The sequence below is a fragment of the Streptomyces sp. C1-1 genome, assembly GCF_050214755.1.
In the GTDB taxonomy this organism is placed as follows: Bacteria; Actinomycetota; Actinomycetes; order Streptomycetales; family Streptomycetaceae; genus Streptomyces.
In genome coordinates this window covers 4,114,803-4,137,645 of sequence record NZ_CP189826.1, presented here as the reverse complement: position 1 = coordinate 4,137,645, position 22,843 = coordinate 4,114,803, and the positions used below count along the sequence as shown (strand labels likewise).

Genomic DNA, 22,843 nt, shown 5'->3' with positions numbered 1-22,843 from the left:
GGTGCCCCTACGAATCAGCAGTGCGGCGTTTCACACACCTAGGGTGGCTTGCATGACGCCGCGAGATGCATCAGACGACAGCCGTTGGTCCGATCTGGACCGGCCTCCCCTCAACGCCGTCGCGCTGCGGCGCGGACTGGTGCGGGAGGGCGGGCTGTGGCGCGAGGTGGAGGTGGTGCAGCGCACCGGCTCCACCAACTCCGACCTGGTCGCCCTGGCCGAGGCCGGCAAGGCGGGCGAGGGCTCGGTCCTGGTCGCCGAGGAGCAGACCGCCGGGCGGGGCCGTCTCGACCGGCAGTGGACGGCACCGGCCCGCTCCGGGCTCTTCTTCTCCGTGCTGCTCACGCCGAGCGAGGTGCCGGTGGCCAGGTGGGGGTGGCTGCCGCTGCTCACCGGGGTCGCGGTGGCGACGGGGCTGGCACGTGCGGCAGGGGTGGACACGACACTCAAGTGGCCCAACGACCTGCTGGTCTCCATCGGCGGCGAGGAACGCAAGGCCGGGGGCATCCTGGCGGAGCGGGCCGGGGACCACGGAGTGGTCGTCGGTGTCGGCATCAACGTCACCCTGCGCGAGAACGAACTCCCGGTTCCCACGGCGGGCTCCGTGGCCCTCGCCGGAGCGGTGAGCACGGACCGCGATCCCCTGCTGCGGGCGGCGCTGCGGTCGCTGGAGGAGTGGTACCGGCGGTGGCGGGACGCCGGCGGCGATCCCGCGGAGAGCGGCCTGCAGGAGACGTACGCGGCGGGCTGCGCGACGCTGGGACGGACGGTCCGGGCGGAGCTGCCGGGCGACCGGTCCATCGTGGGGGAGGCGGTGGCGGTGGACGGCGACGGAAGGCTGGTGATCGCCACCGAGGACGGCGTGCAGGAGCCGGTGGGGGCCGGAGACATCGTCCACCTGCGACCTGCCTGAGAAGACCCGTCTTCGGTCCCACCTTACGGAGTGAGCTGGCGCACACCTGCCGTACAGTTGAGGCCGGTCGATACGTGACCGCGGCAGATCGGAAGGGCAGCAGGCGTGACCGTCGACGACACCGGCTCTGGCGAGGGCGCGGACGCCGCCGACCCCGGCGAGGACCCGCTCGCCCTGCGTCTGGAACACCTGATCCTCGGCGCCGAGCGGCGCTACACCCCCTTCCAGGCGGCCCGCAGCGCGGGCGTGTCGGTGGAGCTGGCCACCCGGTTCTGGCGGGCCATGGGGTTCGCGGACATCGGGCAGGCCAAGGCGCTGACCGAGGCCGACGTCCTCGCGCTGCGCCGGCTGTCCGGCCTGGTCGAGGCGGGCCTGCTGAGCGAGGCGATGGCCGTGCAGGTGGCCCGGTCCACCGGGCAGACCACGGCCCGCCTCGCCGAGTGGCAGATCGACTCCTTCCTGGAGGGCCTGACCGAGCCCCCGGAGCCGGGCATGACCCGCACCGAGGTGACGTACCCGATCGTCGAGCTGCTGCTGCCCGAGCTGGAGGAGTTCCTCGTCTACGTCTGGCGCCGCCAGCTCGCCGCCTCGGCGGGCCGGGTCGTGCAGGCGGCCGACGACGAGGAGATGGTCGACCGGCGCCTGGCCGTCGGCTTCGCCGACCTGGTCGGCTTCACCCGCCTGACCCGCCGTATGGAGGAGGAGGAACTCGGCGAGCTCGTCGAGGCCTTCGAGACGACGGCCGCCGACCTGGTGGCAGCGCACGGCGGACGGCTGGTCAAGACGCTCGGCGACGAGGTGCTGTACTCGGCGGACGACGCCGGGGTGGCCGCGGAGATCGCGCTGCGTCTCATCGAGACGATGGCGAACGACGAGACGATGCCGGAGCTGCGGGTGGGCATCGCCTTCGGCACCGTCACCACTCGTATGGGCGATGTCTTCGGTACGACGGTGAACCTGGCCTCCCGGCTGACCTCGATAGCTCCCCGGGACGCCGTCCTGGTCGACAGCGCCTTCGCCGAGGAGCTGATCCGCACCGCGGAGGCGCCGGCCTCCGAGGCGGAGGCGGCCGAGGCCGCGGCCGCGGCGGAGAAGGAGGGCGAGGAGCCGCCGGTCTACCGCTTCGGACTCCAGCCGATGTGGCAGCGACCGGTGCGCGGGCTCGGCGTGGTCGAGCCGTGGCTGCTCACCCGGCGGGCGCAGGAGGCGTAGGCGCGTCAGTGCCCGAGCGGGCCCACGCACAGACCGACGACCGGCACGCACAGACCGGGCTCGCCCGGCTGCGGGGCGGGGGACGACGGTGACGTGCTGCGGCCCGGGTGCGGGGCGGCCGGAGTGGTCGCGGGCGGGCGGGGCGCCGCCGTCGAGGGGGCGGGCGTGTTGGGTGCCTCGGGGATGGTGGTCATGTCCGGCGGGTCCGGGGTGCCGGGGGTCGCGGAGACTTCGGGCGCCGGTGTCGCCGCGCTGGTGGCCGGCCCGGAGGCGAGGCTCGGGCCCGCCGTGGGGGTCGCGCTCACGCCGCCCATGACCGAGGTCGCCGACGGGCTGACGCCGAGGGCGGCCGGGAGGGTGGCCGCCGCGTTCGTCGCCCCGTCGCTCACCCCGCCGCCGACGTCCTCCCGCGGCTCCGCCCCGGCAGTCCCGGGCACACCGCTGCCCGGCCCGGGAACCATCCGTACGACACTGAGCGCCCCGGCGGCCAGAGCGAGCCCGCCGACGGCGAACAGCACCTTGCGGGGCCGGGGCCTGCGATGCCGCCCCCGAACACGGGCACCGAAGAGCCGGGGGCCGGGGAGGGCGGGCGGTACGGTCTCGACGCCGGTGGCCGCGGGTGCCGTTTCCCGGGCCCGGTCTCCGGCGAGGCCCGGTGGTACGGCCACCCTCCGGGTGCCCGCGGGGGCCGCCTCCCCGGCCCGATCGCGCTGCCGGCCGCCGTCGAGCGGCACATCAGGCCGGTCGACGGCGTGGTCGCCCGGAGGGAGGCGGTCGGGAGGACGAGACGTGGCCTCGCGCTCCGCCGCTCGCGCGCTCTCCGGCCTGGTCGGTGGCTGCGTCGTCTTTGCCATCCCGGTCCCTCCCCGATGCGCTCGCGTCCCCTGTGCGCCGTGGCGGACGCACGTTATGCGCTCTCGTGGGCGGTGGGAGGGGAGTTGGGCGGGATGTCACTCGAACGGGGTCTCGGGCCGGGTGCGCGGGAACGGGCGCCCGGCCGCCGCCGTCGGCTCTTTCCCCTGTCGCGTGCGTCCTGCGATGATCGGGCCGAGCACTGTTAACCCGCGTTAACCGGAGGGTGTCATGAGCGAGGAGCGGTTCGGGGAGTTCGTCGTCGTACGGCGGCACGGGCAGGGGCATGTCGCGGAGCTCGCCCTCGACCGGCCGAAGGCCATGAACGCCGTGTCGACCGAGATGGCCCGGTCCGTCGCGGCGGCGTGCGCGGCGCTGGGGGCCGACCGGGACGTGCGGGTCGTCGTGGTGACCTCCACGCACGAGCGCGCCTTCTGCGTCGGCGCCGACCTGAAGGAGCGCAACTCCTTCACAGACGCCGACCTGGTGCGCCAGCGGCCCGTCGCGCGCGCCGCCTACACCGGCGTACTGGAGCTGCCCGTGCCGACGATCGCCGCCGTGCACGGCTTCGCCCTGGGCGGCGGATTCGAGCTCGCCCTGTCGTGCGACCTGATCGTGGCCGACCGCACGGCGGTGGTGGGGCTGCCGGAGGTCTCGGTGGGAGTCATCCCCGGCGGCGGCGGTACGCAGCTCCTGCCGCGCCGGATCGGTGCCGCGCGGGCCGCCGAGCTCATCTTCACGGCACGGCGCCTGGAGGCCGCGGAGGCGGCGGAGCTGGGGCTCGTGGACCGGCTGGTGGAGGAGGGGCGGGACACGGAGGAGGCGCTCGCCCTGGCGTCCCGCATCGCCGTGAACTCGCCCGTCGGCCTGCGCGCCGCCAAGCGGGCCCTGCGCCTCGGCCACGGCCTGGATCTGCGGGCCGGCCTGGAGGTCGAGGACGCGGCGTGGCGCTCGGTGGCCTTCTCCGGGGACCGGGCGGAGGGTGTGGCGGCGTTCAACGAGAAGCGGAAGCCGCAGTGGCCGGGGGAGTGAGGACGGGGTCGGGGCGGGTCCACGGAGAGCCGGTCACCCTCCCGCCGCGCCAACGGAACGAAACCCTATAAACCTCCCTAACCTGGATTAATGGGTGAGGACAAGCGGCTCGCAGCCGTCGTCGCGTTGGCTCAGGGCATGGCTGCGGCCCAGGGTGCGCGCGATGCGTGGCGCGCGGCGGCCACCGGGGCGTGCCGGGCGCTGGGCGGCAGCTTCGCCGCGCTGTCGGTGTGGGAGCGGGAACTGGGGCGGCTGAAGGTCCTCGTCAATGTGGGGGAGCGGGCCGCGGGCGAGGACGAGTTCCCGGAGGACGAGTCGTACCCGGTGCACCAGTTCCCCGAGATCACCGAGTTCCTGCACGAGCGGTGGGCCGGGGGCGGTGAGCCCAACGCGTGGGTGGAGACGGCGGAGGGGCCCGCGGCCGGGCGCCGGCCCGGGTACGTCCACCAGCGGGTCGCCGCGCTGCGCCGCAGGGGGCGGGGCTGCTGTGTCGTCGCGCCGATCGTGCTGAACGGGCGGGCCTGGGGCGAGCTGTATGTCGCCCGGCGCTTCGGGGTGCCGGTCTTCGAGCGGGCCGACGCGGACTTCGCCACCGTGCTGGCCGCCGTCGTCGCCGCCGGGATCGCCCAGGCGGAGCGGCTGGAGGAGGTACGGCGGCTCGCCTACACCGACGCCCTGACCGGGCTCGCCAACCGCCGCGCCGTCGACGCGCGGCTGGACGAGGCCGTCGAGCGGCACCGCGCGGACGGGACGGTGGTCAGTCTCGTGGTCTGCGATCTGAACGGGCTCAAGCGCGTCAACGACACCCGGGGGCACGCCGTCGGCGATCGCCTCCTCGAGCGCTTCGGTTCCGTCCTCTCCCTGTGCGGCGCCATGCTGCCGGGCGCGCTCGCCGCGCGGCTCGGCGGTGACGAGTTCTGTCTGCTGGCCGTCGGGCCGGCCGCCGACCAGGTGGTCAAGGCGGCCGACGAACTGTGCCGTCGCGCCGCCGAGCTGGAGCTGGGGGAGGGGGTGGCGTGCGGGGTCGCGTCGACGCAGGACCCCATCGGCCCCGTCCGCTCGGCCCGCCGTCTGTTCCGCCTCGCGGACGCCGCGCAGTACCGCGCGAAGGCGCTGCGCGCGGGGCAGCCGGTGGTGGCCGGCCGCGAGGGGCCCGACGACCCCGTCGTGCGACTGGCGGACGAACCGTCGCCGACGCTGCCCGTCGAACGGCGGCGCTTCCGGGGACGGCAGGACTGACATCCCGCGCAGCCGCACTTCCTGTAAGGGGCGTACCGCCCACCCAGTAGTGACATCCTCGTCTTCACTGCGTACGCTCCTGAATATGGATATGCACACTGTGGTGGTGGGGACGTCCGGGGTGACCGCGTCCGACGTTCTCGCCGTGGCGCGCGGCGGTGCCCGGGTCGAGCTGTCGGCGGAGGCGGTGGCGGCCCTCGCCGCCGCCCGGGAGATCGTGGACGCGCTGGCGGCCAAGCCCGAGCCCGTCTACGGCGTCAGCACCGGCTTCGGCGCCCTGGCGACCCGGCACATCAGCCAGGAGCTGCGGGCCCAGCTGCAGCGCAACATCGTCCGCTCGCACGCCGCCGGCCTGGGGCCGCGGGTCGAGCGGGAGGTCGTACGGGCGCTGATGTTCCTGCGGCTGAAGACCGTCTGCTCGGGGCACACCGGGGTGCGGCCCGAGGTCGCGCAGACCATGGCCGACGTGCTCAACGCCCGGATCACGCCCGTCGTCCACGAGTACGGCTCGCTCGGCTGCTCCGGCGACCTCGCCCCGCTGTCCCACTGCGCCCTCACGCTCATGGGCGAGGGGGAGGCCGAGGGCCCCGACGGCGTCGTCCGGCCCGCCGGCGAGCTCCTCGCCGAGCACGGGATCGCCCCCGTCGAGCTGCGCGAGAAGGAGGGCCTCGCCCTCCTCAACGGCACCGACGGCATGCTCGGCATGCTGGTCATGGCCCTCGCCGACCTCGACATGCTCTACAAGTCGGCCGACATCACCGCCGCCCTCTCGCTGGAGGCGCTCCTCGGGACCGACAAGGTCCTCGCCCCCGAACTGCACGCCATCCGCCCGCACCCGGGGCAGGGCGCCAGCGCCGCGAACATGCTCGCCGTACTGAAGGGTTCGGGCCTGACCGGTCACCACCAGGACGACGCCCCGCGCGTCCAGGACGCCTACTCGGTGCGCTGCGCCCCCCAGGTCGCCGGCGCCGGACGGGACACCATGGCGCACGCCCGGCTCGTCGCCGAGCGGGAGCTGGCCTCCGCCGTCGACAACCCCGTCGTCCTGCCCGACGGACGGGTCGAGTCCAACGGCAACTTCCACGGCGCCCCCGTCGCCTACGTCCTGGACTTCCTCGCCATCGCCGCCGCGGACCTGGCCTCCATCGCCGAGCGTCGCACCGACCGGCTGCTGGACAAGAACCGCAGCCACGGCCTGCCGCCGTTCCTGGCCGACGACCCCGGCGTCGACTCCGGGCTCATGATCGCCCAGTACACGCAGGCCGCCCTGGTGAGCGAGATGAAGCGGCTCGCCGTACCGGCCTCCGCCGACTCCATCCCGTCCTCCGCGATGCAGGAGGACCACGTCTCCATGGGCTGGTCGGCCGCGCGCAAGCTGCGCACCGCCGTCGGCAACCTCGCGCGGGTCGTCGCGATCGAGCTGTACGCCGCCACCCGCGCCATCGAGCTCAGGGACGGGCTGACCCCCGCCCCCGCCTCGCGGGCCGCCATCGACGCCGCGCGGGCCGCGGGGGTCGCCGGTCCCGGCCCGGACCGGTTCCTCGCGCCCGACCTTGCCGCGGCGGACGCCTTCGTGCGGGAGGGCAGGCTGGTGGCCGCGGTGGAGACGGTCACCGGACCGCTGCAGTGAGCGGTCGGGGCCCCGCCCCGGCGGGGCCCCGGTCCGTCACTTGAGCTTGGCCGCCTGGGCCTTGATCACCTCGGCGGGGATCGAGTACTCGCTCTTCTCGCCGGCCAGGGCGGCCAGACTGATCGAGTAGTACGTGGCGATCGTGGAGCCGTGCCGCACGACCTCGCCGTGCACCGTCTGCGTGTCGCCCTCGACCTTGCCGGTCGCCTCGAACGCCACCGACCGCTCGCCCGTCCCGGAGGACTTCTCCGCGACGACCTTCGTGAACTTCTGCGTGTCCTGGCCCTGCGCCGCGATCGTGAACCCGCCCGCGCAGCCGGCGACCGCGTCCGACACGGACTTCATGGTCTTCTCCGCTCCCGCGCCGTCGTAGGAGGAGAGCGAGACGATCGTCATCGTCGAGCCCATGATGTCCCGCAGGCTCTTCTCCAGGTCTTCGAGGCTCTCGTCGGAGGTGCTCGTGGAGGAGGGCTTCTCGCTCTTCTCCGTCACCATCCGGTTGACGTACGCCTTCTCGTCGTCGCCCGGCGCGAAGCCGGTGAGGACGTGGGCGAGGGGCGCGCACTTGGCGTCGGTGACCGTCACCGCGTCCTTGGAGGCGGCGAACTTCCCGCCCGTGTCCGCCGACTTGACGTCGTATCCGTCGAGGTCCTGAGCGGTGACGATCAGCTCTCGCAGCTCAGCCGCGGTGTACGCCTTCGCGGCCGCGGTGGACGCGGAACCCCCGGCGTCCGAGGAACCGGAGTCGGAACCCGAATTCCCGCCGCAACCCGTGACAAGGGCGAGCGACAGCGCGCTCACGGTGACCGTGGCGGCCATACGCACGCCCGATGATCTCTTCATGATCCGGACTATGAAGTCCACACCAAGGAAGAGTCAAGCGAGTTAAAAGCCGAGGCGTTCCCGGCGGACCGAGTAGACGACGAAACCGGCACCCAGCGTGAGGAAGAACGTCCCGCCGACGACGTACGGAGTGGTGTCGATGCTGCCGGTGTCGGCGAGCTCGGTGTCGTCCGCGGACGTGGTGGTCCCGCTGTCGCCGAGCTGCGAGGTGGCCCTGGCCTGCGTCGTCGTCACCGTCGAGGGCTGGGTTCTCGCCGGGCCGGCCTGGGAGGCGTTGGCGGACGGGACGAACCACAGGGCCGCCAGCAGGGTGCCTGCGGCGGTGGCGGTCAGCAACGGACGGCGAGCGGATGACACGGAATATCGATCCCCTTGTGGCGCTGGCGAATTGGCCGTGTGGAGCGATGTTAGTGAAAGGCGCGGGTCACGGGAAAGTCACGGGAGGTTTGAGTCGTACGCTCGCGCCATGAGCACTGAAGAGACATCACGTTTTGTCCGCCTTCGGGTGGAACTCGTCCTCGAGATCGGCGACGCCGAGGGCGTCACCAAGGCCGCGCTGCAGCGGATCGCCGGCGAGAGCGAGATGCCGGACGACGAACGCGCGCACGCCGAGGGCGCTGTGACGGAAGACACCGCGGAGGCGCTCGCGTATCTCGTCGATCCGTTCGACCTGGTCAACGCCGTGCCCGGGGTGGAGCTCGCGCAGGCCTCCTGGTCCACCGAGGCCATCGACTACGACCCCGATTCGCCGGACTGGGACCTCGACGAGGATGATGTGGACGAAGATGACGAGGAGGACGGCGTCGGCTGATCCGCCTGGGCGAACGGGACCCCGGTCGGCGAGCGCCGTCCGGGGTTTCGTCGTCCCGACCCCGGTGGACGTGGTGTGCCCCACACATCTCAGGCATGTGGAACGGAAGCGACCGGTCGTAGCGTTGATGTTCGTTGACGGCTGAAGTTCTGTGATTCAGGGGCCCGTCAACGGGGACTCTCGGGGTTCTGGGGAAAATCGGCAACGATGGAGAAGCGTGTGATGACGAACAGTAGGCGGCGCAGGGGCCTGACGGTCGCGTCCGCACTGCTCGGCGGGGTTCTGGTGCTCTCGGCCTGTTCCGGCGGCGGTGACAGCGCCTCCGGCGGCAAGAGCAAGGACACCTCGCAGGCCAAGGCCGACGAGGCGGCTGCCAAGAAGACCTCCGAGGCCGACATCAAGATCACGCCCAAGGACGGCTCGGACAACGCCTCCATCAACAACTCCGCCGCCGTCACGGTCAGCAAGGGCACGCTCACGAACGTGACGATGACGACCGCGAACGGCACCGCGGTGCCCGGCACCCTGTCCGCCGACAAGACCAGCTGGAAGCCCAACGGCCAGCTGGAGCGCTCGACCACCTACAAGCTGGCGGCCACCGCGAAGGACTCCAAGGGGCTGGAGGCCCACGAGAACGCCTCCTTCACCACGGTCTCCCCGTCCAACAGCTTCATAGGCAACTTCACGCCGGAGGACGGCTCGACCGTCGGTGTGGGCATGCCGGTGTCGATCAACTTCGACAAGGCCATCACCAACAAGGCCGCGGTCCAGAAGGGCATCACGGTCAGCTCCAGCAGCGGCCAGGAGGTCGTCGGGCACTGGTTCGGGGCCAACCGCCTCGACTTCCGCCCCGAGACCTACTGGAAGGAGAACTCCACCGTCACGCTGAAGCTCGCGCTCGACGGCGTCGAGGGCGCCCAGGGCGTCTACGGCGTGCAGCAGAAGACGGTCACCTTCCACATCGGCCGCAACCAGATCTCCTACGTCGACGCCAAGACGAAGCAGATGAAGGTCACCGAGGACGGAAAGGTCGTCAAGACCATCCCGATCTCGGCCGGTTCGCCGCAGAACAAGACCTACAACGGCATCATGGTGATGTCCGAGAAGTTCAAGGAGACGCGCATGAACGGCGCGACCGTGGGCTTCACCGACGACGACGGCAAGGGCGAGTACGACATCAAGGACGTGCCGCACGCCATCCGGCTCACCAACTCCGGCACCTTCCTGCACGGCAACTACTGGGGCGCGAAGTCCATCTTCGGCTCGGTGAACACCAGCCACGGCTGTGTCGGCCTGTCCGACACCAAGGGCGCCAACGACACGAGCACGCCGGCCTACTGGATGTACACGCACTCGATCGTCGGTGACGTCGTGGTCGTCTCCAACACCGGCGACAAGACCGTGCAGCCGGACAACGGCCTCAACGGCTGGAACCTGAGCTGGGCGGACTGGAAGGCCGGTTCGGCCGTCTGATCCCCTCGGGCGCCCGAACCCACAGGCGCCGTACAGCTTTCCGATGCCGCCCCCCAGGGGCGGCATCGGTGTTTCCGGGCCCGGTCACAGCCTTCTCATGCAGCTCTTATGGCTGCCTTATCCAGTCATCACGCGCCGTACCTACCTTGCGGCGCATGTTCTTCACCTACCTGAGGCGCGAACTGCGCCGCCGCAGAAAGGCGGCCCTCGTCGTCGCCTCCGGCCTCGCGCTGGGTATCGCACTGGTCATCGTGGTCAACTCCGTGTCCAACGGCATGGGGAAGGCACAGGACAAGGTTCTCCAGTCGCTCTACGGCCTGGGGACGGACATGACGGTCACCAAGGCGGCGACGCCGACCGCGAGCAGTTCACAGCGTCCGCGCTTCCAGTTCGACGCGCGCGGCAACGACGACGACGCGACGCAGAGCAGCGACCGGGTCATGGTGCAGGGCTTCACCACCCTGGCCTCCTCGACCGTCGGCAAGGTCGGCGACCAGAAGGGCGTCTCGTCCGCGGTGGGCGGCCTCAGCCTCAACGTGGTCAAGGTCAGCGGCCAGTTCACCCGCGGCCAGTTCCAGCAGAACCAGAACTCCGGCGGCAACCAGGGCTTCCCGGGCGGCAACGGCGGCGGCAGCGGCCGGCCGCAGGGCGAAGTGCGCGGCGGCGGCGCCGACTTCAGCCTCAACCAGTACACGGTCTACGGCACCGACGTCACCCGCACCGCCCTCGGTCCGCTGACCTCGTCGAAGATCACCAGCGGGCGCACCTTCAAGGCGACGGAGACCGACGCCAAGGTCGCGGTCGTCGACTCGGCGTACGCCAAGGAGAAGAAGTACAAGGTCGGTTCGACCGTCACCGTCAAGAGCGTCAAGTACAAGGTGATCGGCATCGCGACCGCGGACAGCGGTGACGCGGCGGCCAACCTGTACATCCCGCTGAAGCAGGCGCAGACGCTGGCCGGCGAGAAGAACAAGGTCACCACGATCTACGTCAAGGCGACCGACTCCCAGCAGATCGACTCCGTGAAGTCGACCATCCAGAAGAACGTCTCCGGCACGACGGTCACGACGTCGACGGACCTCGCGAAGACCGTCTCCGGCTCCCTGTCCACGGCGTCCTCCCTCGCCACGAACGTCGGCAAGTGGCTGTCGATCGCCGTGCTGGTGGCCGCCTTCCTGGTCGCCGGTCTGCTGACGTCCTCGGCAGTCTCGCGCCGGGTGCGGGAGTTCGGCACGCTGAAGGCGCTGGGGTGGAAGTCGGGCCGGGTCACCCGGCAGGTGGTCGGCGAGGCCATGGTCAACGGGCTGCTGGGCGGTGCGCTGGGCATCGCGCTCGGCCTGGCCGGCGCCTACGTCGTGACGTCCGTGAGTCCCACGCTGCAGGCGCAGCTGGGCGGGGGCGGCGGCAATGCCGGCGGCCCCGGTGGCGGTGGTCCCGGCGGGGGCTTCGGCGGGCCGGGACGGCAGGCCGCGAAGACGCTCGAGGTCGCCCTCACCGCGCCGGTGAGCGTGACGACCATCGTGCTGGCGGTGGCCCTCGCGGTGGCCGGCGGACTGATCGCGGGCGCCTTCGGCGGCTGGCGCGCGTCACGACTGCGCCCGGCGGACGCACTGCGCCGCGTCGAGTAGCGCACCACCACGCGCACCACCCCGACCCTCCTCCCTCTCAGGAGCCCCCATGTACGAACTCAGAAACGTCACCAAGCGCTACACCCGGGGCAAGGACACCGTCGACGCCCTCGACGGCGTCGACCTCTCCATCGCCGACGGGGACCGGCTGGTCATCCAGGGCCCCACCGGCGGCGGCAAGTCCACGCTGCTGCAGATGCTCGGCGGCCTGGACCGGCCGACCGCCGGTGAGGTCAGCCTCGACGGCACCGACCTGGCCAAGTTGTCCGAGGCCCGGCTGACCAAGGTCCGCAGCGAGAACATCGGCTTCGTCTTCCAGAGCTTCAACCTGATCCCGACCCTGACCGCCCAGGAGAACGTGGAAACCGCTCTCGTACCGCTCGGGGTGAAGGTGAAGGACCGGCGCGACAGGGCGGCCGAGGCGCTGCGGTCCGTCGGGCTCGGTGAGCGGCTCGGACACCTGCCCTCCGAGATGTCCGGAGGCCAGCAGCAGCGCGTCGCCATCGCCCGTGCCCTCGTCAAGCAGCCGAAGGTGCTCCTCGCCGACGAACCCACCGGCAACCTCGACGAGTCGATGCGCGACGAGATCATGGACGTACTGGAGCGCATGTGGAAGGAGCTGGGGCTGACCTTCATCATGGTCACCCATGACTCAGCGATCGCGCGGAAGGCCCCGCGGCTGGCGACGATCCGCAAGGGAAAGCTCACTGTCAAGGAGAACGCGGGAGCGTAACTCGACGAGTTTGTAACGGAGTTGGGCCCAGTGGGTAACAGTCCCGACGGCCCTCTCTCACCTTCCTCTCACCTATTGAGGTGTCAGATCACCCCCCGGCATACTCCGTATTCCGGGGGGTGTACGCGCTTGCGTACGAGACCACCCCCGCCCGGGTGAACGGGGAATTCGCCCGGAACCTCATCTCCAGGGGGAGACTTGCGCAGACAAGTGAAAAGAGCATGCGCGGCCACCGTCGCCACGGCGGCCGCGGTGGCACTGGCGGCGGGAATGACCAGCCCGGCGTCGGCGAAGGCGGAGCGGTCCTCGACCGCCCCCGAGACTCAGCTCACGTCCAAGCACCGCATCACCCTGATCACCGGCGACCGCGTCCTGGTCGACTCCAAGGGCCGCGTCGTCGGCCTGGAGCGGGCGAAGGGGCGCGAGCACATACCCGTCCAGATACGCAAGGAAGCCGGGCACACGCTCGTCGTCCCGGCGGACGCGGTCCGACTGGTCGCGGCCGGCAAGGTCGACCAGCGGCTGTTCGACATCACCGAACTCAACAAGTCCGCGACCCGCAAGTCCCAGGCCAAGGGCCTGAAGGTCATCGTCGGCTACCAGGGCGCGGCCACGGCCGCCAAGGCCGACGTACGGGACGCGGGAACCCTCCGGCGCACCCTCAGGTCCCTCAACGCGGACGCCGTGCAGACCCCGCAGAAGGAGACGCCCGAGCTGTGGGACGCCGTCACCACCGGCGGTAGGACGGCCTCCGGCATCGCGCACGTCTGGCTCGACGGCACCCGCAGGGCCAGCCTCGACAAGTCCGTGCCGCAGATCGGCGCCCCGAAGGCCTGGGCGAAGGGCTACACCGGCAAGGGCGTCAAGATCGCCGTCCTGGACACCGGTGTCGACGCCACCCACCCGGACCTGAAGACCCAGGTCATCGCGTCCAAGAACTTCTCCACGGCGGCCGACGCCACCGACCACTTCGGGCACGGCACGCACGTCGCCTCGATCGCGGCCGGCACCGGCGCCAAGTCGAACGGCAAGTACAAGGGCGTCGCCCCCGACGCCAAGATCCTCAACGGCAAGGTCCTCGACGACGAGGGCAGCGGCGACGACTCCGGCATCCTCGCCGGCATGGAGTGGGCGGCCGAGCAGGGCGCCGACGTCGTCAACCTCAGCCTCGGCGGCCAGGACACCCCCGGTATCGACCCGCTCGAGGCCGAGGTCAACAAGCTGTCCGAGGAGAAGGGCATCCTCTTCGCGATCGCCGCGGGCAACTCCGGCCCGGAGTCGGTCGGTTCGCCCGGCAGCGCCGCGGACGCCCTCACCGTCGGCGCGGTCGACGACAAGGACAAGCTGGCCGACTTCTCCTCCACCGGCCCGACCGTCGACGGCGCCCTCAAGCCCGACGTCACCGCCCCCGGCGTGGACATCACGGCCGCCGCGGCCAAGGGCAGCGTCATCGACCAGGAGGTCGGCGAGAACCCGCCCGGCTACCTGACCATCTCCGGTACGTCGATGGCGACCCCGCACGTCGCGGGTGCGGCGGCGATCCTCAAGCAGGAGCACCCGGACTGGAAGTTCAGCGAGCTCAAGGGCGCGCTGACCGGCTCCGCGAAGGGCGGCAAGTACACGCCGTTCCAGCAGGGTTCGGGCCGTATCGCGGTCGACAAGGCCATCACCCAGTCCGTGATCGCCGACCCGGTGTCGGTGGGCTTCGGTGTGCAGCAGTGGCCGCACACCGACGACAAGCCGGTCACCAAGGAGCTGACCTACCGCAATCTCGGCACCAAGGACGTCACGCTGAGCCTCGCGGTCACCGCGACGAACCCCAAGGGCCAGGCGGCCCCCGCGGGCTTCTTCAAGCTCGGCGCGACCAAGGTCACCGTGCCCGCGGGCGGCAAGGCATCGGTCGACGTCACGGTGAACACCAAGCTCGGCGGCACCCTCGACGGCGCGTACTCGGCGTACGTGACGGCGACCGGTGGCGGCCAGAGCGTCCGTACGGCCGCGGCCGTGCAGCGCGAGGTCGAGTCGTACAACGTCAAGGTCAAGCACATCGGGCGGGACGGAAAGCCGACCGGCGACTACAACACCATCCTGTTCGGCTACTCGGGTCTCGCCGAGGGCCGCGGCTACCAGGTGAGCGTCGACGCCTCCGGTACGACGACCGTGCGCGTGCCCAAGGGCAAGTACCTGCTGGACGCCTGGATCGCGAAGGACTTCGTGAACTTCGAGGGTGGCATCGACTGGCTGGTCCAGCCGAGCCTGAACGTCACCAAGGACACCTCGGTGACGATCGACGCCCGGAAGACGAAGGCGGCCGACATCACGGTGCCGGACGCCCAGGCCAAGCAGCAGCTCGGCACGATCGACTACTTCTACGAGGCCGCGGGCATCGGCTTCGGCCTCGGTCTGCAGTCCTTCGCCGACGTGCGCATGGCACCTCTCGGCGGCGAGGTCTCGGGCCTGCAGCAGACCTGGAGCGGCCAGTGGAGCAAGGGCGCGGGCGCCGAGTACGACGCTGCCACCACCGCCAAGGTCAAGAAGATCACCGGTGACAAGGTCCGCCACTTCAAGGCCTCCGAGTTCGCCACGGTGAAGAACGGCCTCGGCGCGGGCGCCCCCGGCAAGACCGGCGGGCTCATGCCGCTCGGTGAGTTCCCCGAGGACGTCGTCATCGCCAACCCCATCGAGCAGACGCTGCCCGGCACCCGTACGGTCCACCTCTCGACCGTCGACAAGATCAAGTGGTCGTTCGACTTCCAGCAGTACAAGGGCCACGACGCGGACGGACTGCCGATCCCGGAGGCGTACTACACGCTCGGTCCCTCGCAGCTGTTCAAGGCGGGCCAGAAGTACACGAAGACCTTCAACACCGCGGTCTTCGGCCCGCACCTGAGCGCCGACTTCGGGCTCTACCGCGACGGCAACAGCATCTACGGCTTCGTGCCGCTGTTCACCGACGGGGCGGGCCACGCAGGTTCCTCCGACTTCACCTCGGTGAAGACGACCCTGTACCGCAACGGCACCCAGATCGGCACGAACGACGACCCGCTCTTCGGCAACAAGGAGTTCACGGTCCCGGCCGGCCAGGCCGACTACAAGCTGACCACCTCGGTCAGGCGTAGCGCCGACATCGCGGGCGCCTCCACCCGCATCGACGCGAGCTGGACCTTCGGCTCCAAGAAGCCGGCCTCCGGCGACGTGGCCACGCTGCCCGCCTCCACCGTCCGCTTCAAGGCGGCCACCGGCCTGGACAACAAGGTCGAGGCCGGCAAGACGGTCACCTTCCCGGTCGCCGTCGAGGGCGCGGCCAAGGGCCGCAACCTCAAGTCGCTGACGGTGTACGTGTCCTACGACTCCGGCAAGAACTGGACGAAGGTCTCCGTGACCGGCGGCAAGATCAAGGTGAAGAACCCCGCCAAGGGCAAGTCCATCTCCTTCCGGGCGAACATCACCGACAAGAAGAACAACAAGTCGTCGGTGACGATCTACGACGCCTACTTCGGCAAGTGAGCCGATGCTTCGGCCAGTGAGCCGGTGCTCGGGCCGGTGAGCCGATAGCGAACCGCCCGTCGGAGGCACCCCCTCCGGCGGGCGTTCGTGTTTCGGTTGAGGCATGACCACACAGACCGTCGAGTACATCCGCTACCGCATCCCGGAAGACCGCTCGGCGGAGTTCCTCGCCGCCTACACCCGGGCCGCGGCCGAACTGGCGGCCGCCCCGCAATGCGTCGACTACGAACTGGCTCGCTGCGAGGACGACTTCGAGCACTACATCCTGCGCATCGTGTGGACCTCGACGCAGGACCACATGGAGGGCTTCCGCGAATCGGAGCTGTTCCCGCCCTTCCTCGCCGAGATCCGCCCGTACGTGGAGAACATCGAGGAGATGCGCCACTACAAGCCGACGGCGGTACGGGGCACGGGCTCGTCCCTGCCGACGCCGTACGACTGGGCGGGCGGCGCCCCCGCCTTCTCCCGCCTGACCTCGGTCTTCTACGACAAGGTCCGCAAGGACGACCTCCTCGCACCGCTCTTCGCCGACCTGCCCCCCGACCACGCCGAACACGTCGCCCTCTGGCTCGGCGAGGTCTTCGGCGGCCCGCCCGCCTACTCCCTCAACCTGGGCGGCCACGGCCACATGGTCGCCAAGCACGTCGGCAAGCACATCACCGAGCCGCAGCGGCGGCGCTGGGTGAACCTGATCCAGGACGCCGCGGACGACGCGGGCCTGCCCACGGACGCCGAGTTCCGCTCGGCGTTCCTGGCCTACGTCGAGTGGGGCACCCGCCTCGCCGTGCACTTCTCCGCCCCGGACGCGAAGCCGCCGGCGCCGCAGCCGGTGCCGAAGTGGGGGTGGGGGGCGATGCCGCCGTACCGGGGCGAATGACATGTCCACTAAGGTCGCGGCATGACCGCCGCCGTGACCGCCATGATCACTGCCGTCGTCGGTGTCCTCGGCACGCTCTTCGCCCCCGTCCTCAGCCAGCGCCTCACCGCCCGGCAGCGGGCGGAGGAGGCCGGACGGGCCGAGCACAGGCGGCTGTTCGAGGAGCGGCGGGCCGCCTACACGGCCATGAACCGTGCCTCCCGCCAGTTCCACACCCTCCTCAAGGACGCCCTGCACCGGCTGCGCGACGGCGTCTACACGGAACAGGAACGGGACCAGCTGGAGGAGGCCCGCCGCGACTACCGCGACCGGTACGCGGAGGCGCAGATGGTGGTGCCCGAGCGGATCCTGCAGGCCTCCAGGTCCGTGAACGTCGTCCTCGCCGGAATCGACGCCGAGGTCAAGCGCCTCGACCGGGGACTGGCCCGGGAGGGCGAGAGCCCGGAGCAGGCGCTGGTGGACCTCAAGGAGGTCGAGCCCCGGCTGTCGGCCATGCGGCGGCTGATGAGGCAGGACCTGGGAGTCGACGACTGACGGCACCCGGCTGGCCGGTCACGGCTGGGGGCCGCCGCCTGCTCACCCGCCGGTCACGGCTTGGGGGCCGCCGATCCCTTGCCCGCCCGGGTGGCGTCCGTGCCCCAGCTCGCCAGCAGCCGCAGCGCCTCCGCCGAGGGGGAGCCCGGCTCGGCGTGGTACGTGGTCAGCGCCTGCCCGTCGTCGTCGGCCGGGCGGAACGCCTCGAAGTTGAGGATCAGGTCGCCGACCAGGGGATGGTGCAGGTGTTTGACCCCGTGACCCTTCTCCTTCACGTCGTGCGTCGCCCACAGCCGCCGGAACTCCTCGCTCTTCACGGAGAGTTCGCCGACCAGCGCGGACAGCCGCGGGTCGTCGGGGAAGCAGCCCGCCTCCATGCGCAGGAAGCTGACGATGTCGGACGCCTTCTGCTCCCACTCCACGAACAGCTCCCGGTAGGCCGGGTTGAGGAACACCAGCCGCGCCCAGTTGCGCTCATGCGCCGGCAGCTCGCCCCAGTCGCCGAACAGAGCCGCGGCCATCCGGTTCCAGGCGAGGATGTCCGAGTACCGCCCCGAGACGTACGCCGGCACTCCGTCCAGGGTGTCCAGCAGCTGCCTCAGCGACCCGCGGACCGCCTGCGTCCGCGCGGCCGGCTTCTTCTTGTGCTGCTTCGGCTTCGCGAGGTGGGTGAGGTGGGAGTGCTCGGCGTCGGACAGGCGCAGCGCCCGCGCGATGGCGTCGAGGACCTCCGCCGACACGTTCCGCCCGTTGCCCTGTTCCAGCCGGGTGTAGTACGCCACCGAGACGCCCGCCAGCTGAGCCAGCTCCTCGCGCCTGAGCCCCGGCACCCGCCGGTGCCGTCCGAAGTCCGGCAGCCCCACGTCCTCCGGCTTCAGCCGGGCCCGCCGGGTCCGCAGGAACTCGCTGAGCTCGGCGCGCCGGTCGAGGGCCCCGCCGGTCACGCCCACGGGCTCCTGTGCGGCGTCGGGGTAGTCGTCCATACGTCAAGGATGCATGGTCGTACGTCCACCAGCCTGACCCCGCCAGTGGTAGGCACGGCGGACGTACGCAGAGGCGTGGGCTGGGTGAGGCCCGATCTTCGGGGCACGCTGGACTGCGTGCCCGGACGGACCGACAGCCGGACCGTCGGACAGAAGACAGCCGGGCACGGACCCCCCGAGGAGATTTCCGGCATGACCACCGTTGCCGCATACGCCGCACCCGCCGCCAAGGCTCCCCTGGAGCGCACCACCATCGAGCGCCGCGAGGTCCGCGAGTTCGACGTCCTGATCGACATCAAGTTCGCCGGCATCTGTCACTCCGACATCCACCAGGCCCGCGAGGGCTGGGGCGAGGCGATCTTCCCGATGGTCCCCGGCCACGAGATCGCGGGCATCGTCTCCGAGGTCGGCCCCGGCGTCACCAAGTTCGCCGTCGGCGACCGCGTGGGCGTCGGCTGCCTGGTCGACTCCTGCCGTGAGTGCGACAACTGCAAGGCGGGCCTGGAGCAGTACTGCACCGGCGGCGGCGTCGGCACGTACAACGCCGTCGGCAAGGACGGCGAGCCCACCTACGGCGGCTACTCCGAGAAGATCGTCGTGGACGAGAACTACGTCGTCCGCATCCCCGACGCCCTGTCCCTCGACGTGGCGGCCCCGCTGCTGTGCGCCGGCATCACCACGTACTCCCCGCTGCGCCACTGGAACGCCGGCCCCGGCAAGAAGGTCGCGATCCTCGGCATGGGCGGCCTCGGCCACATGGGCGTCAAGATCGCGCACGCGCTGGGCGCCGAGGTCACGGTGCTCTCGCAGTCCCTGCGCAAGAAGGAGGACGGCCTGAAGCTGGGCGCCGACCACTACTACGCGACCAGCGACGAGAACACCTTCAAGGAGCTCAAGGGCACCTTCGACCTGATCCTCTCCACGGTCTCGGCCCCGCTGGACCTGGACGCCTACCTGTCCCTCCTGCGGACCGACGGCGCCTTCGTGAACGTCGGCGCGCCCGAGGAGCCCGTCAAGCTGAACCTGTTCTCGGTGATCGGCGGCCGCAAGACCCTCGCCGGCTCCGGCATCGGCGGCATCCGCGAGACCCAGGAGATGCTGGACTTCTGTGCGGAGCACGGCTTCGGCGCCGAGATCGAGCTGATCGGCGCGGACCAGATCAACGAGGCGTACGAGCGGGTGCTCTCCAGCGACGTCCGCTACCGCTTCGTGATCGACACGTCGACGATCTGACCGCGGTGCCCGTTCCCGTCCCCACCGCGGTGAGGACGGGAACGGGGTCCTAGCCCCGCAGACCCGTGAGCCCGTCGTAGGCGGACATGACGATCTCCAGCCCCCGGTTGTCACCGGCCGGTTCGCGCATCTGGTTGGTCACGTACGCGACCACCATCCGCGCCTCGGGCTCGATCATGACGAGCGAGCCGCCCCAGCCGCCCCACCCGTACGTACTGCCGAACAGCCCGTAGCCCAGCCCCCAGCGCACGGGCATGCCCAGCCTGAGGTCGTCCCCGCTGAACTGTTCCTCCCAGGCACGCGCGCAGCCGGCCGCCGAGAGCAGCCGCACCCCGCCCACCGTCCCCCCGCAGGCCATCACCGACTGCACGAGGGCGACCGAACGGGCGTTGCCGAAGCCGCCGGCCGCCGGGATCTGCGCGCGCCGCCAGGCGACGCTGTTGCCGTCGCGGACCCGCAGGGCGGTCCCGGGAGCGGCCTCGTTGCCCGGCGCACTGGCCGTGTAGTCCTCGTCCCGCCCCGGTGGCGGGACGGTCAGCGCCAGCCGCCGGTCGTGCTCGGCGCCCAGCCCCAGGTGGAAGTCGGCGCCCAGCGGCCCGGCCACCTCCTCGGCGAAGAACTCACCCACACTGCGCCCGCTGACCCGCCACACCACCTCGCCGACGAGGAACCCCTGGGTGAGCGAGTGGTATCCGGCCGCGGTGCCCGGCTCCCACTGCGGAGCCGACGCGGCGAGCCGCGCCGTGGCGGACGCCCAGTCGTACAGCTCCTCCACCGGGCCGTCCCAGTCGGGCAGCCCCGCGGTGTGCGACAGCAGATGCCGCACCAGCACCTTCTCCTTGCCGAGCGCGGCGAACTCCGGCCAGTAGCGGGCCACGGGCGCGTCCAGGTCCAGCTCGCCCCGGTCGGCCAGGATCAGCGCGCACAACGCGGTCATCGTCTTGGTCACGGAGTAGACGCCGACGACCGTGTCACGCTGCCAGGGCACCGTACGACCGGCGTCGGCGAACCCGCCCCACACGTCCACGACGGGCACCCCGTCCACGAACACCGCCACCGAGCCCCCGACGTCCCCACCGTCCAGCAACTCGGCCAGCGCACTGGGCACAGCGGTGAACAGATCGTCGTAGGACCCCTGGATGTCAGCCATGCATGGCATTAGCCCGCAAGCGAACCGCGGGGGGCAACCGAATTTGCGGCCACCGCCGGTCCGGTGGCGGTCCGACCCTCGTCCGCGTCCATCAGGATTCCGTCTCGGCGCTGTCGGCGGGTCCGTCGGGCGTGGCCCGGGTCCACAGGGATACGTCACTGCTGGTCGCGACGGCGGTGGTCTGCCCGGAGGGTGAGAAGCCGGCCCTTCACGCGGCCGTGATCCCCGCTTCCCGGGGTTCACCCAAGGGAATCGTCACCGGCGCCGGAGCGACCGGCGGTGCGGTAGTACGAGCGCCAGATCAAGCGGTGTACGCGTGTCCAGCGGGGGATGGACCGTACGCCGGGGATGAAGGGGACCAGCATCAGGGCCAGGCTGAGCAGGGCCATCAGGCCCCAGACGAGGGCGTCCGCGTTGCCGGACGACTTGAACGGGTCGATCTGGTACCAGAACGTGTAGAGCCACAGCCAGGCCTGGCCCGGGTAGTCGCCCGTCTCGTTCATCATTCCCCACTGGTCCCCGCCCAGGTGCTGGGCGCGGGCGAGGGTCTCCAGGTAGGAGCCGTCGGAGAGGAACAGCAGGGGGCGGGTGTAGTCGGTCTCGTAGAACTTCCCCTCCGCCTGCAGTTGCCCGTCCAGGGCACCCGACCTGGCCAGTTCGAGAAGACGCGTGATGAGGACCGGGACCGGGCCGAAGCCGCCGCCCGCGACCTTGGCGGGATCGCCGCCGGGGGCCTTGGCCAGCGCGTCGGAGTAGGCCTTGGTCCACGCCTGCTGCCGGGCGGCCGGAGCCGCGGCCCAGGCGGCGAGCGCGGTGCGGACACCGGGCGGCTCGGGAGCGCTGGCCAGCGGACGCAGGACGAAGTCCTCGGCGGTGTCGATCGGGATGCGGACCCCGGCGGCGCTCTGCAGCCCGAGCGGACCGAGCTTCTGCGCCGCGCCGGGCGTGTGGTTGTACGGCGGCCCGTACTCGGCCGTCCCGCTGGTGCCGCCGAGTTCGGCGGCCGCCGTCGCCGTGAAGTCCGCGCCGTCGGCCCGCGACCAGGAGGCCAGGGTCACCGGCCTGTCGTCGGGCGAGGAGAAGACGGCGGCCAGGGCGGCGGTGAGGACCGCGACCACCACCAGGGCGATCGTGAACTCCTTGACCAGGTCGTACGACCGGGTGGGGAAGCCGGCCGGGTCCGGCACCGCGGACCTCCCCCGTCGTCGGCCCGTCACGACGCCTCCCCCTCCGCGGGCACGGGCCCGGACGCGGCGCGGGAACCGTCCGCGGGATCGGCCGCCCCGATCGGCGGCACGATCCCGCGCAGCCGTACCAGCAGGAGGTGCCAGGCCGTCAGCAGCGCGAGGACGAACGGGAGCAGCACGATGTGCCACATCAGCATCTGCCCGAAGTCCAGAACGTTGAAGAAGGCGCCGATACCGACCGAGTTGAGGCCGTCCTTCGCCTGCCCGGCGATCCACTGGGAGTCGAAGTTCTGCTGGACGAGGTAGCCGGTGAAGGCGGTCCCGATCGAGGTGAGGAAGCACACCACGCCCGTGATCCAGGTCAGGGCCCGCCGGCCGCGCCAGGCGGCCATGAAGAACTTGCCCCACAGATGGACGACCATGAAGAACATGAACAGCTCGACGCTCCACAGGTGGAGGCTGTTCACGTACTTCCCGGTGTCCGAGACGTGCCACCACGCGGGCCCCTTCAGCGCGAGTACCCCACCGGTGGCCAGCACCACGACCAGCGAGGTCAGGGTGAGTACGCCGAAGACGTAGAGCCATGAGGTCAGGTAGGCGGGCTGGGTGTCCGGCAGCAGCTTGTCCGGGGGCAGGGCCGCGACCGCGCGCCGCCGCACGGCTCCCGTCCAGCCGCCCGAGGCCGACTCGTGTCCGCGCGGCCCGGTCATTTGCGGCCTCCGGGGAACGGCAGCAGCAGGGCGAGGACGAAGACGGCCACCATCACACCGATGACCACGAGGTTCGCTACCGAGAGCTGGATCACGCCCCAGTGCACGTAGTGCCCGGTCCCGTTCAGGTCGACCGGCGCGGCGAGCGCTCGGCCCCCCGGCATTCCCGTGACTGTCATCATCCGACTTCCCGTCCTTCCCGGTGCCGCCCATGACCAGCCAAGCGCCTCATGGAGCGACAGGCATCCGGGCCGGACCGGCAGTGGGCCGAAAGGAGCAACGGGAGGGTGTTCCCG

At 71.2% G+C, this 22,843-nt stretch carries 21 protein-coding genes; 13 read left to right on the top strand and 8 right to left on the bottom strand.

Annotated features, from left to right (window positions below; translation table 11 throughout):
• Positions 1–52 precede the first annotated feature (52 nt).
• Positions 53–913, top strand: coding sequence for a biotin--[acetyl-CoA-carboxylase] ligase (locus ACQF4J_RS18725; protein ID WP_351581903.1), 861 nt, complete (start codon positions 53–55; stop codon positions 911–913).
• Between the two features lie 105 nt (positions 914–1,018).
• A complete protein-coding gene (locus ACQF4J_RS18720) occupies positions 1,019–2,125 on the top strand; it encodes an adenylate/guanylate cyclase domain-containing protein (RefSeq protein WP_351581905.1) in 1,107 nt (368 codons plus the stop codon).
• Positions 2,126–2,130: 5 nt separating this feature from the next.
• Here the strand turns inward: ACQF4J_RS18720 and ACQF4J_RS18715 are convergent, their stop codons facing one another.
• On the bottom strand, positions 2,131–2,979 hold the full coding sequence (locus ACQF4J_RS18715) for a hypothetical protein (protein WP_427166206.1): 849 nt from the start codon (positions 2,977–2,979) through the stop codon (positions 2,131–2,133).
• A 229-nt stretch (positions 2,980–3,208) separates the two neighbouring features.
• Here ACQF4J_RS18715 and ACQF4J_RS18710 point away from each other — a divergent pair, with 229 nt between their 5' ends.
• The 3 genes from ACQF4J_RS18710 (at position 3,209) to hutH (ending at position 6,878) form a co-directional block, all read left to right on the top strand.
• Complete coding sequence (locus ACQF4J_RS18710; RefSeq protein ID WP_351581909.1) at positions 3,209–4,009, top strand: enoyl-CoA hydratase-related protein; 801 nt, start codon at positions 3,209–3,211, stop codon at positions 4,007–4,009.
• Between the two features lie 90 nt (positions 4,010–4,099).
• Positions 4,100–5,248: a GGDEF domain-containing protein gene (locus ACQF4J_RS18705; RefSeq protein WP_351581911.1), complete on the top strand. Its 1,149-nt coding sequence runs from the start codon at positions 4,100–4,102 to the stop codon at positions 5,246–5,248.
• Positions 5,249–5,339: 91 nt separating this feature from the next.
• Positions 5,340–6,878, top strand: coding sequence for a histidine ammonia-lyase (gene hutH, locus ACQF4J_RS18700; protein ID WP_351803130.1), 1,539 nt, complete (start codon positions 5,340–5,342; stop codon positions 6,876–6,878).
• A gap of 36 nt (positions 6,879–6,914) precedes the next feature.
• Here hutH and ACQF4J_RS18695 read toward each other — a convergent pair whose 3' ends face one another.
• Together ACQF4J_RS18695 and ACQF4J_RS18690 are read right to left on the bottom strand one after the other, a co-directional pair.
• Positions 6,915–7,721, bottom strand: a complete 807-nt coding sequence (locus tag ACQF4J_RS18695) for a hypothetical protein (protein WP_427166204.1) — start codon at positions 7,719–7,721, stop codon at positions 6,915–6,917.
• A 42-nt stretch (positions 7,722–7,763) separates the two neighbouring features.
• Positions 7,764–8,057, bottom strand: a complete 294-nt coding sequence (locus ACQF4J_RS18690) for an LPXTG cell wall anchor domain-containing protein (protein ID WP_427168597.1) — start codon at positions 8,055–8,057, stop codon at positions 7,764–7,766.
• Positions 8,058–8,187: 130 nt separating this feature from the next.
• Here ACQF4J_RS18690 and ACQF4J_RS18685 point away from each other — a divergent pair, with 130 nt between their 5' ends.
• From ACQF4J_RS18685 to ACQF4J_RS18655, 7 genes are all read left to right on the top strand, one after another.
• Positions 8,188–8,532, top strand: coding sequence for a hypothetical protein (locus tag ACQF4J_RS18685; protein ID WP_351581917.1), 345 nt, complete (start codon positions 8,188–8,190; stop codon positions 8,530–8,532).
• A gap of 207 nt (positions 8,533–8,739) precedes the next feature.
• Positions 8,740–10,005 (top strand): L,D-transpeptidase, encoded by a 1,266-nt coding sequence (locus ACQF4J_RS18680; RefSeq protein WP_351581919.1) that lies wholly within the window; start codon positions 8,740–8,742, stop codon positions 10,003–10,005.
• Positions 10,006–10,160: 155 nt separating this feature from the next.
• Positions 10,161–11,633: an ABC transporter permease gene (locus ACQF4J_RS18675; RefSeq protein ID WP_427166203.1), complete on the top strand. Its 1,473-nt coding sequence runs from the start codon at positions 10,161–10,163 to the stop codon at positions 11,631–11,633.
• Between the two features lie 49 nt (positions 11,634–11,682).
• Entirely contained in the window at positions 11,683–12,366 is a 684-nt protein-coding gene (locus ACQF4J_RS18670) for an ABC transporter ATP-binding protein (protein WP_351581922.1), read from the top strand.
• 210 nt (positions 12,367–12,576) lie between these two features.
• The gene (locus ACQF4J_RS18665) at positions 12,577–15,873 is read left to right on the top strand and encodes a S8 family peptidase (protein ID WP_351581924.1); all 3,297 of its coding nucleotides are present in this window, start codon (positions 12,577–12,579) and stop codon (positions 15,871–15,873) included.
• Between the two features lie 103 nt (positions 15,874–15,976).
• Positions 15,977–16,750, top strand: coding sequence for a group II truncated hemoglobin (locus tag ACQF4J_RS18660; protein WP_351581926.1), 774 nt, complete (start codon positions 15,977–15,979; stop codon positions 16,748–16,750).
• 21 nt (positions 16,751–16,771) lie between these two features.
• Positions 16,772–17,284: a hypothetical protein gene (locus ACQF4J_RS18655; RefSeq protein WP_351581928.1), complete on the top strand. Its 513-nt coding sequence runs from the start codon at positions 16,772–16,774 to the stop codon at positions 17,282–17,284.
• Positions 17,285–17,337: 53 nt separating this feature from the next.
• Here ACQF4J_RS18655 and ACQF4J_RS18650 read toward each other — a convergent pair whose 3' ends face one another.
• Complete coding sequence (locus ACQF4J_RS18650) at positions 17,338–18,267, bottom strand: helix-turn-helix domain-containing protein (RefSeq protein WP_351581930.1); 930 nt, start codon at positions 18,265–18,267, stop codon at positions 17,338–17,340.
• Between the two features lie 192 nt (positions 18,268–18,459).
• Here ACQF4J_RS18650 and ACQF4J_RS18645 point away from each other — a divergent pair, with 192 nt between their 5' ends.
• On the top strand, positions 18,460–19,500 hold the full coding sequence (locus ACQF4J_RS18645) for an NAD(P)-dependent alcohol dehydrogenase (protein WP_142142140.1): 1,041 nt from the start codon (positions 18,460–18,462) through the stop codon (positions 19,498–19,500).
• Positions 19,501–19,549: 49 nt separating this feature from the next.
• On the opposite strand, the gene ACQF4J_RS18640 is transcribed toward ACQF4J_RS18645, so the two are convergent.
• From ACQF4J_RS18640 to ACQF4J_RS18625, 4 genes are all read right to left on the bottom strand, one after another.
• On the bottom strand, positions 19,550–20,650 hold the full coding sequence (locus ACQF4J_RS18640; RefSeq protein ID WP_351581932.1) for a serine hydrolase domain-containing protein: 1,101 nt from the start codon (positions 20,648–20,650) through the stop codon (positions 19,550–19,552).
• 239 nt (positions 20,651–20,889) lie between these two features.
• Positions 20,890–21,837: a hypothetical protein gene (locus ACQF4J_RS18635; RefSeq protein ID WP_351581934.1), complete on the bottom strand. Its 948-nt coding sequence runs from the start codon at positions 21,835–21,837 to the stop codon at positions 20,890–20,892.
• Between the two features lie 26 nt (positions 21,838–21,863).
• The gene (locus ACQF4J_RS18630) at positions 21,864–22,547 is read right to left on the bottom strand and encodes a cytochrome b N-terminal domain-containing protein (protein WP_351581939.1); all 684 of its coding nucleotides are present in this window, start codon (positions 22,545–22,547) and stop codon (positions 21,864–21,866) included.
• Complete coding sequence (locus ACQF4J_RS18625; protein WP_351581941.1) at positions 22,544–22,711, bottom strand: hypothetical protein; 168 nt, start codon at positions 22,709–22,711, stop codon at positions 22,544–22,546. The genes ACQF4J_RS18630 and ACQF4J_RS18625 overlap by 4 nt, the downstream gene beginning before the upstream one ends.
• Positions 22,712–22,843 lie beyond the last annotated feature (132 nt).